This is a genomic window from Alcanivorax sp. 97CO-5, assembly GCF_000524665.1.
GTDB lineage: Bacteria > Pseudomonadota > Gammaproteobacteria > Pseudomonadales > Alcanivoracaceae > Alcanivorax > Alcanivorax borkumensis.
In genome coordinates this window covers 157880-174443 of record NZ_KI965905.1, presented here as the reverse complement: position 1 = coordinate 174443, position 16564 = coordinate 157880, and the positions used below count along the sequence as shown (strand labels likewise).

The 16564-nt window shown below is 54.8% G+C and carries 15 protein-coding genes; 4 read left to right on the top strand and 11 right to left on the bottom strand.

All coding sequences use genetic code 11. The features are described from left to right. Positions 1–46 precede the first annotated feature (46 nt). The 7 genes from Y017_RS12460 to recJ all read right to left on the bottom strand — a co-directional run bounded on the left by Y017_RS12460 (position 47) and on the right by recJ (position 8315). Complete coding sequence (locus Y017_RS12460) at positions 47–1162, bottom strand: enoyl-CoA hydratase/isomerase family protein (RefSeq protein ID WP_011588926.1); 1116 nt, start codon at positions 1160–1162, stop codon at positions 47–49. Between the two features lie 274 nt (positions 1163–1436). Beyond that, positions 1437–2150 carry a uracil-DNA glycosylase gene (gene ung, locus Y017_RS12455; RefSeq protein WP_011588927.1) on the bottom strand — a complete coding sequence of 238 codons (714 nt, stop codon included), beginning with the start codon at positions 2148–2150 and terminating at the stop codon, positions 1437–1439. Next, complete coding sequence (locus Y017_RS12450; RefSeq protein WP_011588928.1) at positions 2143–2811, bottom strand: TetR/AcrR family transcriptional regulator; 669 nt, start codon at positions 2809–2811, stop codon at positions 2143–2145. The genes ung and Y017_RS12450 overlap by 8 nt, the downstream gene beginning before the upstream one ends. Positions 2812–2911: 100 nt before the next feature. Beyond that, entirely contained in the window at positions 2912–4426 is a 1515-nt protein-coding gene (gene lysS / locus Y017_RS12445) for a lysine--tRNA ligase (RefSeq protein ID WP_011588929.1), read from the bottom strand. Positions 4427–4525: 99 nt separating this feature from the next. Then, positions 4526–5642, bottom strand: a protein-coding gene (gene prfB / locus Y017_RS12440; RefSeq protein WP_101235026.1) for a peptide chain release factor 2 whose coding sequence is annotated in 2 segments (ribosomal slippage) — positions 4526–5569 and positions 5571–5642 — 1116 coding nt in all. Because the reading frame shifts where the segments join, the coding sequence is not laid out codon by codon here. A gap of 313 nt (positions 5643–5955) precedes the next feature. Further along, entirely contained in the window at positions 5956–6240 is a 285-nt protein-coding gene (locus Y017_RS12435) for a hypothetical protein (RefSeq protein ID WP_011588931.1), read from the bottom strand. Positions 6241–6590: 350 nt separating this feature from the next. After that, the gene (gene recJ, locus Y017_RS12430; protein ID WP_035461144.1) at positions 6591–8315 is read right to left on the bottom strand and encodes a single-stranded-DNA-specific exonuclease RecJ; all 1725 of its coding nucleotides are present in this window, start codon (positions 8313–8315) and stop codon (positions 6591–6593) included. Positions 8316–8779: 464 nt separating this feature from the next. Between recJ and fadB the strand changes: the two genes are divergently transcribed. The 3 genes from fadB to Y017_RS12415 all read left to right on the top strand — a co-directional run bounded on the left by fadB (position 8780) and on the right by Y017_RS12415 (position 13141). After that, a complete protein-coding gene (gene fadB / locus Y017_RS12425) occupies positions 8780–10927 on the top strand; it encodes a fatty acid oxidation complex subunit alpha FadB (RefSeq protein ID WP_035461142.1) in 2148 nt (715 codons plus the stop codon). Between the two features lie 25 nt (positions 10928–10952). Continuing rightward, positions 10953–12128 (top strand): acetyl-CoA C-acyltransferase FadA, encoded by a 1176-nt coding sequence (fadA, locus tag Y017_RS12420; protein WP_011588934.1) that lies wholly within the window; start codon positions 10953–10955, stop codon positions 12126–12128. A 281-nt stretch (positions 12129–12409) separates the two neighbouring features. Further along, entirely contained in the window at positions 12410–13141 is a 732-nt protein-coding gene (locus Y017_RS12415; RefSeq protein WP_035461140.1) for a hypothetical protein, read from the top strand. Positions 13142–13374: 233 nt separating this feature from the next. Here the strand turns inward: Y017_RS12415 and Y017_RS12410 are convergent, their stop codons facing one another. Next, positions 13375–14253: a delta-class carbonic anhydrase gene (locus tag Y017_RS12410; RefSeq protein ID WP_035461138.1), complete on the bottom strand. Its 879-nt coding sequence runs from the start codon at positions 14251–14253 to the stop codon at positions 13375–13377. Between the two features lie 158 nt (positions 14254–14411). Between Y017_RS12410 and Y017_RS12405 the strand changes: the two genes are divergently transcribed. Next, positions 14412–14666, top strand: coding sequence for a hypothetical protein (locus Y017_RS12405; protein ID WP_035461136.1), 255 nt, complete (start codon positions 14412–14414; stop codon positions 14664–14666). A 40-nt stretch (positions 14667–14706) separates the two neighbouring features. Here Y017_RS12405 and Y017_RS12400 read toward each other — a convergent pair whose 3' ends face one another. The 3 genes from Y017_RS12400 to Y017_RS12390 form a co-directional block, all read right to left on the bottom strand. Further along, positions 14707–14898: a DUF2892 domain-containing protein gene (locus tag Y017_RS12400; protein WP_011588937.1), complete on the bottom strand. Its 192-nt coding sequence runs from the start codon at positions 14896–14898 to the stop codon at positions 14707–14709. Between the two features lie 358 nt (positions 14899–15256). Continuing rightward, on the bottom strand, positions 15257–15967 hold the full coding sequence (locus tag Y017_RS12395; RefSeq protein WP_035461133.1) for a DUF2726 domain-containing protein: 711 nt from the start codon (positions 15965–15967) through the stop codon (positions 15257–15259). 294 nt (positions 15968–16261) lie between these two features. Then, positions 16262–16564, bottom strand: a complete 303-nt coding sequence (locus Y017_RS12390; RefSeq protein WP_011588942.1) for a chaperone modulator CbpM — start codon at positions 16562–16564, stop codon at positions 16262–16264.

Genomic DNA, 16564 nt, shown 5'->3' with positions numbered 1-16564 from the left:
AAAAAGGCGCCGAAGCGCCTTTTTTATGTGTCTTTCTAGCCCCTACTCAAGCCTTACCCAAATCCGCCAGTGGGTGCTTTGGCGCCGGGCAGCGGAAGAAACCCTCGATGTACTCTTTTGGCACCGACGCCACATCACGATGCCGGAAGCTGGGTTTGCCGTCCTTGTCGATTAACAAAGCTCGCACCCCTTCGCGAAAATCACCGTGTAGTGAACATTGCACCGCCAAGCACCACTCCATCCTAAACACCTCTGCCAGGTCGTAATAAGTGGAACGATCCAGTTGCTCCCACACCAGATGAGCCGTTTGCGGGCAACCTCGCTCAAGGTTACCCAGTGCCTTGTCCAGCCAACGGTCACGTTCTTTCACGCTCAGCAGCTGCTCAGTGACAACGGTAATGTCCTCGCCATCGCACAAACGGTTAATTAATGGCATATGGTCAATCAACGGGTGCGGCAGATCACTCATGTCCACCGCCTGCTGTTTGAACAAGCGATAGATCACCGCGCGATTTTCCGCTTCGGTATCCGCATAATTCTGCTCGGCCAGCGCGTCCAGCAGGCTGTCCGCATCCGCCTCTACCATGCGATCAGCCATGCCAATTTCCACAGCTTCACGACCGTTGATGTGAACCCCAGTAAGGCCAAGGAACAAGCCCACCCTTCCAGGCAAACGATTCAGGAACCAGCTGCCACCCACATCGGGGAACAGGCCGATGGTAATTTCCGGCATGGCCATGCGCGAGCGTGGCGTTACCAAACGGAAATCCGCACTCTGCAGCAGCCCCATGCCACCGCCCATAACAATGCCATCACCAAAGACGATCACCGGAATCGCACTCGTATGCAGACGATAATCCAACACATATTCCGCTGCGAAATACTCTTCGGTAACCGGGTTTCGGCCTTCACCGGCATGTTTCACCATGGATTTATGCATCTGCACGATATCACCACCCGCACAGAGCGCCTTGTCGCCAGCCCCATCCAGCCAGATCGCCACAATATCGGAACGCTGCTCCCAAGCATCCAGCTTCTCGCTCAACAGCGTGATCATTTCCAAGCTCAGCGCATTCAGGGATTTGGGGGCATTCAACGTCGCGCGGGCAATAACACGGCCGCAACGGGTTTCGATTTCGGAAAACAACACGCAGTCAGACACAACAACTCCTTGGTCTCAATTCGGCAAAGATGGTACCGCGGTGGGCGGCAAGCTCCAAGCTGGAAACGGGCAAAAGGCCATGCAGATTATGAATGCCTTACTCCGCGCTGCAAGCTAGCAGGTAGTGAGGCAAGCGATGTTCACACCGAAAGGTCGCTACGGGAAGATTGGTGATGTGAGCCGCGGCCAACAAAGCAGCTTACTCGTGGGTACAACGCCGTTAGTTGTTCTGTGGCCGCAGATCCCAATTCGCCTTGTAGTGGGCGGCTTGCCTTTATTCTGGCACGGACCAATCAATAGCGGTTTCACCGTGCTGGAGCAAATATTGATTGGCACGGGAAAAGTGACCACAGCCGAGAAAACCTCGGTAAGCCGACAGTGGAGACGGATGTGGAGCGCTTAGCACACAGTGTTTTTCGCGGTCGATCAGGCGGCCTTTTTTCTGAGCATGACTGCCCCACAATAAAAACACTAACCCCTCACGTTCGCGGTTTAAGTGCTCAATGGCCTGATCGGTAAACGTTTCCCACCCTTGCTTCTGGTGAGAGCCAGCCTGGCCCGCTTCCACGGTGAGCACCGCGTTAAGCAGCAAAACACCCTGCTCTGCCCAATAGGTCAAGTTGCCATGGGTAGGAATATCAAAACCCAGGTCTCGGTGAATTTCCTTGTAGATATTCATCAGTGATGGCGGAGTCTTTACGCCATGCTGAACGGAAAAACACAGACCATGGGCTTGGTTGGGGCCGTGGTAAGGGTCCTGTCCCAGGATGACCACTTTCACACAGTCAAAGGGCGTCAAGTTGAAGGCGTTAAAAATATCTGGCCCCGGCGGGAAAACCGTTTTTCCTTCACGCTTCTGTTGCGCTAAAAAATGGCGTAACTGCGCCATATAGTCCCGTTGAAACTCCCCCTCAAGGTGCTGTTTCCAGCCCGGCTCCAACGGCACAACTTTGCTGTCAGGGGTGTTCACGGCATAGGCATTAACCATGGGGGATCACTTTCTCCATCAAGTTGTGCATCCGTTTCTCCGCAAACGCCTGGGAGACTTTTTCCGGGTGCACCAACAAACGCTGCTCAATGGTCAGGAAGGTAGAGAAGATTAACTCCCCATCCAGCTTGGGGTGTTTACAACCAAACAGCTCACACGCCATGGCCAAGGTTTCCACATGCTGGGCCAAATACATATCAGCCATTTCCCGCAGCCGCGGATCAAGAACGGCTTCCTGAATAAACGCCTGCTCAGCCACAATATGATCACGACGATTTTGCAACTCATCAACGATGAAAGCGCCCATCATCTGAGCAAGCAGCTGCACCAACCGCCCCCGTTCTTGCGGGTTTTTCAGGCTGTCGCGGGAAAACTGCGACATCAACCCGAACGCCTGCTCTTTAAAGGGTTCAACCACCTCCTTTATTGCTCGTTCTGCGAACAATGCGAAGGTGTCAGCGATCAAATCAGAGAGATCTTTAAAGTAATAGGTTGTCGCAGAAAGCGGAACGCCCGCTTCACGGGCAACCGAACGGTGGCGAACCGCCCGGATACCATCGCGCACAATAATATTCAACGAGGCCTCAAGAATAGCCTGTCGACGCTGCTCGCTACCCGTTCGGCGGGTTTTCCTTCCCTGGTACTGAATTTCAGTTGTCATGGATACAGCCAGCCTGTTTTATCACACCCTAAATTGTATCACTCTCCCTGCGACGCTCCTGCAACACAACGGGCGAAAATGACGCCCGAAAATACCGTTCTTACCGGCCCTGGGGCCGCATATGCGGAAACAGAATAACGTCACGAATGGACGGTGCATCGGTAAACAACATTACCAGACGATCGATGCCGATGCCCTCACCAGCGGTCGGTGGCAGGCCATGCTCAAGCGCGACCACATAATCTTCATCGTAGAACATGGCTTCGTCGTCACCTGCGGCTTTTTCTTCCACCTGCTGACGGAAACGCTCGGCTTGGTCTTCCGCATCATTCAACTCGGAGAAGCCGTTGGCAATTTCACGACCACCCACAAAAAATTCAAACCGCTCTGTCACAAAGGGGTTATCGTCCATGCGGCGCGCCAGCGGCGAAACCTCGGTGGGATACTCGGTAATAAAGGTGGGATCTTTCAGGCGGTGTTCCACCGTCTTCTCAAAAATCTCGATCTGCACCTTACCCAAGCCGTAACCGTCTTTAAGCGGAATACCCAAGCCGGTGGCGATCTCTCGAGCGCCCTCAATATCTGCCAATTTGGCGGCATCAATATCAGGATTAAAATGCAAAATGGAATCGAACACCGTCATGCGGGTAAAAGGTTTGCCAAAATCAAACACATCGCCCTGGTAAGCCACATCCGTGCTGCCCAACACCGTCTCGGCCAAGGTGCGCAGCATTTCTTCGGTCAGGTTCATCAGGTCGTGGTAATCACCAAACGCTTGGTAAAATTCCAGCATGGTGAATTCCGGGTTATGCCGGGTCGAGAGCCCTTCATTGCGGAAGTTACGGTTAATCTCGAACACTTTTTCGAAACCGCCGACCACCAACCGCTTCAAGTACAGTTCCGGCGCAATGCGCAAGTACATGTCCATGTCTAAGCTATTGTGGTGAGTAATAAACGGACGTGCAGTCGCGCCGCCTGGAATCACCTGCAGCATGGGTGTTTCCGCTTCCACGAAATCTTTTTGTACCAGAAAGTTGCGAATCCCGGCCACAATTTTGGCGCGGATCTGGAACGTCTTTCGAGTGTCCTCGTTAACGATCAAGTCCACATAACGCTGGCGGTACCTGGCTTCGGTATCAGTGAGCCCCTTATGCTTTTCGGGCAGCGGGCGCAGGGATTTGGTGAGCAAAAAATACTCATCCATCATCACATACAGGTCGCCCTTACCGGATTTGCACAGCGTGCCACGCACCCCAATGATGTCGCCCAGATCCCAGCTCTTGGTTTCTTTACGCACATCGCGGGTTTCGTCCTTGGGCGCGAAAATCTGAATGCGCCCGGACATGTCCTGTAGCACCTTAAAGGCTTTGCGATCCAGCATCATACGGCCGGCTACCGCCACCTGAATATTTTTCTCTTCCAGCTCTTCCTTGGTGAATTCGCCATACTGCGCCTGCAAATCGGCGGCAAGGGAATCCCTACGAAAATGATTGGGAAACGGGTTACCGCCTTCGCGTAACTCGGCCAACTTGGCACGACGTTCTGCAATCAGACGGTTTTCAGCAGCGGCCTGCTGCGAGGCGTCGACATTCTGTGTGGTGTTGTCTTGGCTCATAACTCAGTGCTTCCGGTAAAGCGCCAGGCGCCGCACGCTTAACGCCTGACGCTTTGGAGTTAGCGTCAAGCGGCAAGCGTCAGGCACCCAGCGTATCAATCACAATCCCGCTTTTAGGGACGCTTCAATAAAGGGATCCAGGGCACCATCCAGTACCGCCTGGGTATTACGGTTTTCCACCCCTGTGCGCAAATCCTTAATGCGCGCATCATCGAGAACATAAGAGCGAATTTGGCTGCCCCAACCGATGTCAGCCTTGCTGTTTTCCAAGGCTTGCTTCTCGGCATTACGCCGCTGCATTTCCAGCTCATAGACCTTAGCCTGCATCATCTTCATGGCCTTGTCTTTGTTCTGGTGCTGGCTTCGCTCGCTCTGGCACTGGGTGACTACGGTATGCTCAGTGCCCCCATCATCCTTAAAGAGATAGGTCAGGCGCACCGCAGAATCGGTCCGGTTAACGTGCTGACCACCCGCGCCGGACGCCCGGTAAGTATCCACCCGCATATTGCCCAAATCGATTTCAATATCGATGTCGTCATCTACCTCAGGAGACACAAACACGGAACTGAATGAGGTATGGCGGCGGCCACCGGAATCGAAAGGGCTTTTGCGCACTAGCCGATGCACGCCGGTTTCAGTGCGCAACCAGCCGTAAGCATAATCACCTTCAAAGCGCACTGTGGCAGATTTGATACCCGCCACATCACCGGCGGAAGCTTCCACCAGCTCTGTTTTAAAACCGTGGGCTTCGCCCCAACGCAGGTACATGCGTAACATCATCTCTGCCCAATCTTGGGCCTCGGTGCCACCGGAACCAGATTGAATATCCAAGTAGGCACTGCAGGGGTCCATCTGCCCGGAGAACATGCGACGAAATTCCAGATCCGCCACCATCTTTTCCAGATCTCGCAGATCGCTTTCCACTTCTGAGAGAGTATCTTCGTCGCCCTCTTCCACCACCAGGTCCAACAAGGCGGAGGTGTCCTCCAAGCCCTGGCTAGCGTCGTCGATGGTTTTCACCACCCCCTCCAACTGAGAGCGCTCCTTACCCAATGCCTGAGCATAGGGCGGATCATTCCAGACATCGGGGCTTTCGAGCTCGCGCTCGACTTCAGTCAGGCGTTCACTCTTTTGAACGTAGTCAAAGATACCCCCTGAGCGCTTCGACACGCTCGGCGAGGTCGGAAAGGTGGGTTCGCAGCGGATTGACTTCCATTACGTCTCTCTGAAATTGCAGAAATAGGTGCCAAGCCGGATTGGTGCTCGGCAAACGGCGAAGTTTAACGGTTTGCGGGGGCACTGACGAGGGGCGAGCAACCTCCCCCCTGGCCACGCGCTAAGGCTGGATAACGCAACCCCCAACGAAGACAGATTTACCACAAAGTACACAGTAATCGCCTACGAAAAGGAGGCTCTCTTTGTGTACTTCTCTGTGTACTCTGCGCGCGCGGTGATGAACAGGCTTTTTAGTCAGCCTTTTATTGCACCAGTCGCGACGTTATTCAGTGCTTGTGCTGCGGCAATACCGATCAATCTTTCAGCTCGTAAACGTGGTACGCCGCCGGTTTCATATTATCGATGGTCGTGCCAATGTAGCTGGCGTTTTTCGGAATGCCAGAACCGGTGTTGAATACCTTGAAGCGACGAACTTCTTTCGGCGTGTCTATCACCGTATCCGCGTCCACTTCCACCCACATGAAAATCACGGCTTCCTGCGGAACGTAATCCACCCGCAGTACCTTTCCTTCTTGCGGCAGACGGATGTCCTGCACGTCAGTGTTGATATTAAGTCGATGCTTGTGAATCGTTTTCATTTGAGCCCCTCCGTTAAGGACACACCACAGCGGTAGCGATAGCCACGCCACAAAGTCGTTGTAGCACGGCCTTTTGGGCCGCACACCAAAGAAATAAGGGCACCCAGTATTGAGCGCAATGGGCAATCCTAGCAAAAACCACGCGCCCCGACAGCCATTGTCGACAATTTAGCCGGGAGACGACAGGGGAAGCCCTGAGGGGGTCGCAGCATGATGCGGTTTCGATTTGTGGGCCCAATGTTGGATTACGCCTTTCAGGCTAATTCAACCTAAAAACCACGGGGGAGTCTGGTTTTAGTAGGTCAGCTTAGGCGTAGCCGTAATTCGACATTCCCACCCCATCGGGACGATCAAAGCGGGATCAAATGCTCGAACAGCAACTGAGGATTACGCTGCCCCCGGAACTCATTGACCTCCAACCGGTAAACCCCACGCACCTTGCTAATGCGGCTGGGCAACGCTTCCACGGCCACATTGAAATGAATAGCATCAATCACCCCACTGATCCCTGGCAGGCCCAGGGTCAATTTTAGGTGGCGCTCGCCAACAATGCGGTGCTTGAGCACTTCGAATTCGCCATCGAAACTGGGCGCAGGGAAGCCTTGGCCCCAAGGAAAGCGGTGGCTGAGTAGTTCTGCATTGGTCAACGACAGCTCGTGATCGTCCAGCTCGCCATCGGTTTCTACAATGCGCTCCAGCGCTTTCGGCGACAGCAGCTCCCCCACCGCTTTTTCAAACGCGGCTTTGAAGTCTTCCAGCTTCTCCAGCTCCAGCGACAACCCCGCCGCCATGGCGTGGCCACCAAACTTACTCAGCAAACCCGGGTTAGCCGTGGCCACCGCATCCAACGCATCGCGCAGGTGCAAACCGGGAATCGAACGACCCGAACCCTTGAGTTGCCCACGTTGCTGCGCCGGGGCAAAAGCAATCACCGGCCGGTGAATGGCTTCTTTCACCCGCGAGGCAAGAATGCCCACCACCCCTTCGTGCCACTCCTTGCCATACAGGCACAGGCCTGCGGGCAGGTTATCCGCATCCAGACGGGCCACCTCTTCCATGGCCGCATCACGCATACCATGCTCAATGGAGCGACGCTCACGGTTGATGGTGTCCAACTCCTGGGCCATCTCGGTGGCCTCGGCATCGGTTTGTGCCAACAGACAGGCGATGCCTTGAGTCATGTCGGTGAGCCGCCCCGCAGCATTCAACCGTGGGCCGACCGCAAAACCCATGTCCGCCGCCAACACGCGGTTAGGATCACGCCCGGCCACCTGTAACAAGGCGCGAATTCCTGGGCAGCCTTTACCGGCGCGAATCCGCCGTAAGCCCTGCTCCACCAATACCCGGTTGGCGTCATCCAACACCACCACATCCGCCACCGTACCCAGTGCCACCAGATCCAACAGGTCGGTTATTGGCGCGCTGGCGGCAACGCCCTGCTCGCGCAGTGCCCGCTGCAAATCCATTAATAAATAAAACGCTACCCCGACCCCGGCCAAATTGGTGGCAGGAAAATCTTCGCAACCGGGCAGGCGCGGGTTCACCAATGCGTCCGCCTCCGGCAGCGTTTCGCCGGGCAAGTGGTGATCGGTAATCAGCACCCGCATGCCTTGGGCCCGTGCGGCCGCGACGCCATCCACACTGGCGATACCGTTATCCACGGTGATAATCAGGTCCGGGTCGTACAGCTCTTTGGCCAGATCAACAATAGCCGGCGACAGGCCATAGCCATACTCAAACCGGTCCGGCACTAGAAAATCCGGGCGCGCATAGCCCAGCCGCTCCAGGCCACGCACCATCAAGGTGGTAGCGGTGGCGCCATCCGCGTCGTAGTCACCGACAATACAAATGCGCCACTGCTCAGTTCGCCCTTGTAAAAGCAACGCCACAGCCCCACGCAACCCTGTGAAGCGTTCAGGATGTGGCAGGCGTTTGAGTCCCAGATCCAGCAACGCCGGATCGGTGACCCCCCGCCCGGCCAAAATCCGCGCCAGCATGGGCGGCACATCAGGCCAATCTGGCGTGTACTGCGGGCGACGGGTGATCTTGGGCAAGCGAGGTGTGTCGATCGGCATGAACGTGCTCGTTAGTAGCGGATTTCTGGCCAGATTGGATATTCGTCATACTCGCAGGGTGCCCCCAGCCATCAGCTGCACGGTGAGGCGTGGAGCGAGCGATGATTTGTGGGCACCAATGCCTGTACTAAATACCTGTACTATAAATGCCCCAATGGGCAGAGGCGGCACCCGCCCTGCAGTCTGCCACGGCACCGCCCGAACAGCACGAACACATGGAGTAAATGATCAAATTTTCGCCATACAGCACCTCCCAATGGCTATCACGACTAAATAGTCACAAATTAGGGCTAAAAAAGTCATCCCGCTTCCCTATACTTGCGGGCCTACGAGTTTCGTCGCTTATGTAAGCAAACACTCACATGAATGCCATATAAACGACGCGCCCACCCCGAATTTCGGGGCCTGGGGCACACCAAAGCGGTCATTTAAACCGCGTACTTTGGGACTGGAGAGCAGAAGCTATGATCTATCAAGGCAACGCCGTAAGCGTACAACTGCTTGACGACGGCATCGCCGAACTGAAGTTTGACCTTCAGGGCGAGTCCGTTAACAAGTTCAATCAGGAAACCGTGGAAGACCTCGGTAAGGCTGTGGAAGCTGTTAAAACGAACAGCGACATCAAAGGCCTAATCGTGACTTCCGGCAAAGGGGTTTTCATTGTTGGCGCCGACATCACCGAATTCACCGACATGTTCAAACTGCCGGAAGATGAAATCGCCAGCTGGTGTCTGAAATCTAACGAAGTCTTCAACGCCCTTGAAGATCTCGACATTCCCAAAGTGGCGGCCGTTAATGGCATCGCCTTGGGTGGTGGCTTAGAACTGTGTCTGGCCGCAGATTTCCGCGTACTGAGCGAAAAAGCTCAGGTCGGTCTGCCGGAAGTAAAACTGGGCTTGTACCCGGGCTTCGGCGGCACCGTGCGCCTGCCCCGCGTCATTGGTGTAGATAATGCCGTTGAGTGGATCGCCGCTGGCGGTCAGCACAAAGCGGACAAAGCGCTGAGCGTAGGTGTAGCCGACGCGGTCGTTGCCCACGACGAACTGCAGAACGCGGCCATCGATCTGGTCAAGCAGTGCCTGGCCGGCAAAATCGATTTCCGCGCCAAGCGTGCCGAGAAACTGGAGCCGCTGAAACTGCCACCCATGGAAAACATGATGGCCTTCCAGACTTGCACCGCCATGGTGATGGGCCAGGCAGGCAAGAACTACCCGGCCCCGGTAGCCGCCGTAAACGCCATGCAAAAGCATGCTGGCATGAACCGCAAAGAAGCACAGGAAGTGGAAGCCAAAGGCTTCGCCAAAGTGGCCAAGTCTCCGCAAGCCACCTGCATGGTTGGGCTGTTCCTGGCAGACCAGCAAGTGAAAAAGGTCAACGGCAAAACCGCTAAAGCCTCCAAAGAGATCAATCAGGCCGCCGTACTGGGCGCGGGCATCATGGGCGGCGGTATCGCCTTCCAGTCTGCCTCTAAAGGCACGCCGATCATCATGAAGGACATCGCCGACAAAGCGCTGGACCTGGGCATGAGCGAAGCCAGCAAACTGCTGACCAAGCGTGTTGATCGCAAGAAAATGAAGCCCGCCAAAATGGCGCAGGTTTTGTCCTCTATCCGTCCGACCCTGAACTACGGCGACTTCGCCAACGTGAACGTGGTGGTTGAGGCGGTAGTTGAGAACCAGAAGGTCAAGCAGTCCGTATTGGCGGAAGTGGAAGATAAGGTAACCGAGGGCACCGTGCTGGCCTCCAACACCTCCACCATTTCCATCACCAAACTGGCTGAAGCTCTGAAGCGTCCGCAAGACTTCGCCGGCATGCACTTCTTCAACCCGGTACACATGATGCCGCTGGTGGAAGTGATCCGTGGCGAAAAGACCTCCGACGAAACCGTTGGCACCCTGGTGGCCTACGCTCAGAAAATGGGCAAAACCCCCATCGTGGTTAACGACTGCCCCGGCTTCCTGGTTAACCGTGTACTGTTCCCCTACTTCGGCGGCTTCGGCATGCTGATGCGCGACGGTGCCGACTTCCAGGCGGTCGACAAAGTGATGCAGAAGTTCGGCTGGCCTATGGGCCCGGCGTACCTGATGGACGTGGTTGGCATCGACACCGGTGTTCACGCGGCTGAGGTAATGGCTGAAGGCTACCCCGAGCGCATGCAGTACGACTTCAAAGATGCGTCCACTGTGATGTTCGAAAACGATCGTTACGGCCAGAAAAACGGCGTCGGTTTCTACAAGTACGAGCTGGACAAGAAAGGCAAAACCAAAAAGGTTGTCGACGAGTCCACCTACGAACTGATCAAGCCGCACGTGGCTGACAGCAAGGAATTCGATGCGGAAGAAATCATCGCCCGCATGATGATCCCCATGTGCACCGAAACCGTTCGCTGCCTGGAAGACAACATCGTAGGTTCCGCTGCCGAGGCCGACATGGCCATGATCTACGGCATCGGCTTCCCTCCCTTCCGTGGCGGTCCGCTGCGTTACATCGACAGTGTTGGCGTTAAAGAATTCGTCGCGCTGTGTGACAAGTACGCGCACCTGGGTGGCATCTACGAAGCACCGCAGATGCTCAAAGACATGGCCGCCAAGGGCGAGTCTTTCTTCGCCTAAGCCACGGACAAGCAGGAGTAATGAAATGAGTTTGAATCCAAAAGACGTTGTTATCGTCGATGCGGTCCGTACCCCCATGGGCAAGAGCCGTAATGGCCAGTTCCGTCACGTGCGTGCCGAAAAGCTGTCAGCTCAGCTGATCCAGGCGCTGATGGCCCGTAACCCGAACTGGGACATCCAGCTCACTGAAGACGTGATTTGGGGCTGTGTAAACCAGACCAAAGAACAGGGCATGAACATCGCCCGTAACATCTCCATGCTGGCCGGCCTGCCGCGCACCAGCGCTGCACAAACCGTGAACCGTCTGTGTGGTTCTTCCATGCAGGCACTGCACAGCGCCTCACAAAGCATCATGACCGGCAACGGCGATGTCTTTGTTATCGGTGGTGTAGAGCACATGGGCCACGTGGCCATGGATCACGGCATCGACCTGAACCCGGAAATGTCCAAAGTGACCGCCAAGGCGTCCAACATGATGGGCCTGACCGCGGAAATGCTGGGCAAGATGCACGGCATCACCCGTGAACAACAAGACGCCTTCGGCGTTCGTTCACACAAGCTGGCGTGGGAAGCCACCCAGCAAGGCCGTTGGGACAACGAAATCGTACCCATCGAAGGTCACGATCAGAACGGCCACAAAGTGCTGTGCGAAATCGACGAAGTGATTCGCCCGGGTGCCAGCATCGAAGACATGCAGAAACTGCGTCCGGTATTCGATCCGGCCAACGGTACCGTGACTGCCGGTACGTCATCTGCCCTGTCTGACGGTGCCTCCGCCATGCTGGTCATGAGCGCCGAGCGTGCCCAAGCCCTGGGCCTGAAGCCCCGTGCCAAAATCCGCTCCATGGCCGTAGCCGGTTGCGACGCCGCCATCATGGGTTACGGCCCTGTACCGGCCACCCAGAAAGCGCTGGCACGTGCTGGCCTAACCATCGACGACATCGACTATGTAGAGCTGAACGAAGCGTTCGCTGCACAGTCCCTGCCGGTGGCCAAGGACCTGAAGCTGCTGGACAAAATGGAAGAGAAAGTGAACCTGAACGGCGGCGCTATCGCCCTGGGCCACCCGCTGGGTTGCTCCGGTGCGCGTATCACCGGCACCCTGCTGAACGTCATGGAATGGAAAGACGGCCAAATCGGCCTTGCCACCATGTGTATCGGCCTGGGTCAGGGTATCGCTACCATTATTGAACGGGTTTAACCAACACCTGATGCCCAAAACCTGACGCCGGAGACACTTCGGCGCTCAGGCCCGGCACCCTATTTCCGGCCCCGCCTCACAAGGGCAGGGCTGGAAACAAAAAACCCTGGCTTACCCGCCGGGGTTTTTCTTTATTTAACAAACCCATTGTTATTCTTAGACCCACCGCAAACCCTGCCTCTCGCACTCCCACCATTGCCTCCGGTACAGTATGAAATTCTGATCACCGTAAAACGCAAAACGGTAAAGCGTTATTAACCTGCCCCCTGGAGGATAAATGCATGCTTAGCTGGATTGCAGAACATCAAAAAAGCCTATCGGTTATCGCCAGCTTCAGCTCGGTGCTTATTTGGTTGGTGTATGCACAGCTGCTTTATCTAGGATTCCGGCGGCAACGTAGCCCACGTTTAATTATTAATCGCGGGCGCAACAAAGATATCAATGCGCTCTGCCTAATTAGCAACATGAGCGCCGAATCCGTTTTCATTCAATACATCATCGCCGAACTGCACACCTCACAAGGCGTCATCACCATGGATGTAACAGACTTCGAGCAGGAATATAACCAAGGCGACGAAGATCCAGAAAAGCGCACTCACCGCTCAGGGTCATCATCCGGTGTAATGGATGTGACAGAAAACACCCGGCAAGGCCCCGTCAAACCCGGCGGTTTTTCGCATATAGGCACGTTCAGTGAACTGGTCCAGCGTTTGGCCAGAGATGAAGGCATCGAAATGGACGGGCACATGCCTAAGGGAGACCTGGAGTTCAACCATATCAAATTGCGCCTTATCGGCATCTATGGGCCAGAGAACAAACCGATTGGTGCGGAGCGTGGCTTCGACCTAGCCTACAACGCCAACCAATTTGCTCTAAGCCCGACCTCGTGGGACACCAAGCAACTGGTATCGTTACGCCAGCGCCACAAACTCCATAAAATTGTGGAAAACCTCAACGCCACCAACTTCTCTTCCTCATCGTCTTTTCGTCGCGTGGAAGAGAACGGCTCATAAGTTAAACGGCACTTCAGCCCCATACGCTGTGAGCAGGCTTTACCTCTAGCACCCCGCCTTGAGGGTATTGCCGATTGCTATTGCAGGTGAATAAGCAAAGCTTGCCTGGGCATTACAACACAGGAACCACCGACCCTTTGTAGCCTTACAACCCTCAAATTCATACGGTAACGGCTAATCGGGGGGGGGGGCATATTCACTCCTGCCCACCCGCACCATCGAGCATCGGCCAATTAAAGAGTGCCTGTTGTTATGTTTGAAAGAAGATCCAGGTTGGTAATGAGGTTTCTTACTCCATGAGCATGATCTTCATTAAAAACATTCCCTTTACACCATTTGCCAACGCTCTCGATATTCACTTTGGCAACATGTGGATGCACACTCCATGAAACCTGAAACGGTGATCCTTTTTCATTGTAACCAGGGCCTGTAGTTGAACCAGCATACTGAACAGGTGTGCCCGTATTGCTTGGAATATTCGTTGCCTGATACAAACCATTGTTTCTTCTATATTGCGCTAGTCTCTCGAAATCAAGAGCCTGTTTATCATTAACCAAAACATAAACCTGTGCTTCCACGCGCAGCTGAGGGTTATTGATCGCATCCGTTAGGCATGAAGCTAACGTTGGGCCTGGTTCGGCTTGAGCCGTTGAAAGCACATAGTGAACTTCAATAGTATCACCAGCGGCTAACCCCCCATGCATGCTAGGGCAGATATCATGACCGACGGGTTTAAGCTCAGAAGCACTCAACTTACCTGAATATTTGTAACCGCTGTGGAAACCGTGGCCATCTCCATTACCGGCATATTGAGTAAACTCACCCCCTTTATGCTCAGCATTTTTATGGAAATGGATATTACAGAGATTCATTTCTGTAGGTGCAGGAGCAGCAGTAAATACCCGTGAATTATTCCCGGCTGTCGCATCAATATCACGTGGAGATTGTGGCCCAAACCCTTTGCCCTTTGTGTTTTCTGCAAGCATTTCTCTTTGTCTAGATATAACGCTATCCGCTACAGCGCCGTGTGCGCCAGCGCTAACCTCCTTTGCGCTAGCAAGCATTGGTAATGTGGTCGCTATCGCTAACGCGATTATTACTTCTCTCTTCATCGCTCGGCTCCTAAGTTGATAGTGGCGAAATTACCCGATCTACGATTCGGGACCGGTTGCCAAGCCTCACAACCCTGCGATTGGGGCGCTGGCGGTAAGGCTATCCCTCAAGGCCGCTGTCCGTACCTGTATGCGAAGATGGGCACATCGGATAATGGGTGCTAGAGCGTTACCGGCATGGATATCGAATACCAGAAGAAGGCCGCAGCCTGTTGAGTACAGAAACGATCCTGCATCAGCAAGATTGCTCAAGCAGCCACAAGGTTCAGGGAGAAGCCCATATCGTTGATGAACAGGGAGAAACGGTTGCCCAGGCTAAACATCGCTGGCGGATTTCGCCACGTGATAACACACCGGCCTACGGCGAACCGCTGCACGCCCAGTCAGTGAGAACCAAGGCCTACAATGGTTGAACGGATAGGTGCCCTATTCCTGTTTATCCGTTCCTCACGCCTAGACTTTGGGCGTCTTGCAGGTGGAAATGCCAAACGGTAAATAAGCCGGGCACCAACGCATGGTAGCGGTCAACAGCGGGATAATGCCGATAGCCCCCCACCAGCTCTGGAATACAACGCCCAGAGCAATGATAACCACACCCAACACTAACCGGAAAAGACGGTCTGTATTACCCACATTGGTTTTCATGGCAGCCTCCTTTTTGAATGCTTATTTCAGAGTCTGTCCTTGTTTCAGGTCACGTACGTTGATCCAGATCAGGAAAAAACGCCAACGGATCTGCTAGTTGATGGCTGTCCCCAACCCTGGACCAATAGATTCTTCCGAGCGGCCTTTTCAGGCTCAGATCGACCTCTTTGAAGATCGATACGATCTGGGTTTCAGTAAAGCGTGATCTCTTCATTGTCGTCTCCTGAGAGGTGATATTCCCAGAAAACGCTAATCAGCGTCTGTCTCAGTTTAGGGGGAGTGGACAATCCCAGATACAGAGACATCCGGAAAAATGGATGTCAGATCTTGCCCCCTGCATCAACTGACCCTTTCCAACTCAACACTTCCTAACTCCCCGACACTTCGGAAACGCACTGCATCCCCAAAACGTTTGCCCCGCCTGTTTTCCAGAACGCGCTTTTCGCAACACCATCGCCTCACCACATTTATAGCAAGCTGGTGCAGCAGCATGAAACCTATCAGTCGTGCCCGCCGAGGGGGCAATGCGCTTTTGCGCTTCTGGCTCGGCAGCTTTCTTCAAAGGCACCTCACCCGTCCCAGGGAACAGAATCGCCTCAATCTGCTGGCGAATATCCGCTACGACATAGCCCCTAGCCACCCTGATTCTTAACAGCGGCAAGCCCGCCGATTCACAGGCTTGTTCCAGAAAGGCATCGCGCTTCTGCCGGGAGGCCGAACCATGGCTGGCATCGTCCAGCTCAATGGCCAGTTTTACGGCGCAGTCTTGTGGGTCGCAGAGGAGAAAGTCGACGTGTTTGGCGGAAATCGGGTTGAAGGCGCGTTGCCAGTTGGACCGGTTGAGGCCTTTTTGCGGGGTGAGCACATCCGCAACGCGGACTTTAGAGAAGATGAGGGCCTTGTCGCCCACGGCCTGTGTGAGCACGCCGTAGAAGGAGCGTTCGGCCTTGGACAGCAGGTAGGGTTTGCGGCGATAGCCAAAAGCGGGCGCCCCGCCACCCGGCCGTTTCTGTTGGGCCAGGATCAGCATGACGCCAATGGCAATAACCAGTAGAACGCCTAATTCCAAGGGCTTCTCCCCCGTTTAGCCGTAAACGGGGGTAACCATACTGAATATGGTGATAACCAGACTGGCATCCTTTCCCCTGAGTCATATTACAAGCCGTGCCATCCTGGCCAGCCGCGGTTATTGATATCGTGTTATTTGCGATTACTTTGAATGTACACAATCTTTAGGCGCAAAGAAATGAATAGGCTTCAGGAGGCTTGCTTTGCAGGAGAGAGAACGCAGAGGCCGCCCTCCAGTGGCGCCGCGACAAAGAGAAAAAGGCTCCCAGCCTGGTGGCGAAAGCGCCATTGGGAGTTACGCCTCGAATCGTTTTAGCCGCCGCAGCAGCGCATGGTTTTCCCGGCGTAGCGCCTGCACTTCATCGAGCAATTCCAGGGCCAGTGCTACGCCCTCCCAGTTGATCTCCAGGTCCCGCCGCAAGCGGGTGGCGCGGGCGATTTCGGCGAGCACGGCATCGTCAAACTGCCATTCGCTGGCCTGCCTATCCTGGGGTTCGATAATGCCGAGGCTGACGATGTCGATGAGATCCTGCTCTGATATCTGCACCCGTTGGCAAATGTCGTTACTGCATACCGTGATTCTTAATTGAGAGGCCAT

Bases quoted from the DNA above. Each gene is read 5' to 3' on its own strand.
- ung (WP_011588927.1), bottom strand. From the start codon at position 2,150: ATGGTTAATGCCTATGCCGTGAACACCCCTGACAGCAAAGTTGTGCCG.
- Y017_RS12450 (WP_011588928.1), bottom strand. From the start codon at position 2,811: ATGACAACTGAAATTCAGTACCAGGGAAGGAAAACCCGCCGAACGGGT.
- lysS (WP_011588929.1), bottom strand. From the start codon at position 4,426: ATGAGCCAAGACAACACCACACAGAATGTCGACGCCTCGCAGCAGGCC.
- Y017_RS12435 (WP_011588931.1), bottom strand. From the start codon at position 6,240: ATGAAAACGATTCACAAGCATCGACTTAATATCAACACTGACGTGCAG.
- recJ (WP_035461144.1), bottom strand. From the start codon at position 8,315: ATGCCGATCGACACACCTCGCTTGCCCAAGATCACCCGTCGCCCGCAG.
- fadB (WP_035461142.1), top strand. From the start codon at position 8,780: ATGATCTATCAAGGCAACGCCGTAAGCGTACAACTGCTTGACGACGGC.
- fadA (WP_011588934.1), top strand. From the start codon at position 10,953: ATGAGTTTGAATCCAAAAGACGTTGTTATCGTCGATGCGGTCCGTACC.
- Y017_RS12415 (WP_035461140.1), top strand. From the start codon at position 12,410: ATGCTTAGCTGGATTGCAGAACATCAAAAAAGCCTATCGGTTATCGCC.
- Y017_RS12410 (WP_035461138.1), bottom strand. From the start codon at position 14,253: ATGAAGAGAGAAGTAATAATCGCGTTAGCGATAGCGACCACATTACCA.
- Y017_RS12400 (WP_011588937.1), bottom strand. From the start codon at position 14,898: ATGAAAACCAATGTGGGTAATACAGACCGTCTTTTCCGGTTAGTGTTG.
- Y017_RS12390 (WP_011588942.1), bottom strand. From the start codon at position 16,564: ATGGCCTCTCAATTAAGAATCACGGTATGCAGTAACGACATTTGCCAA.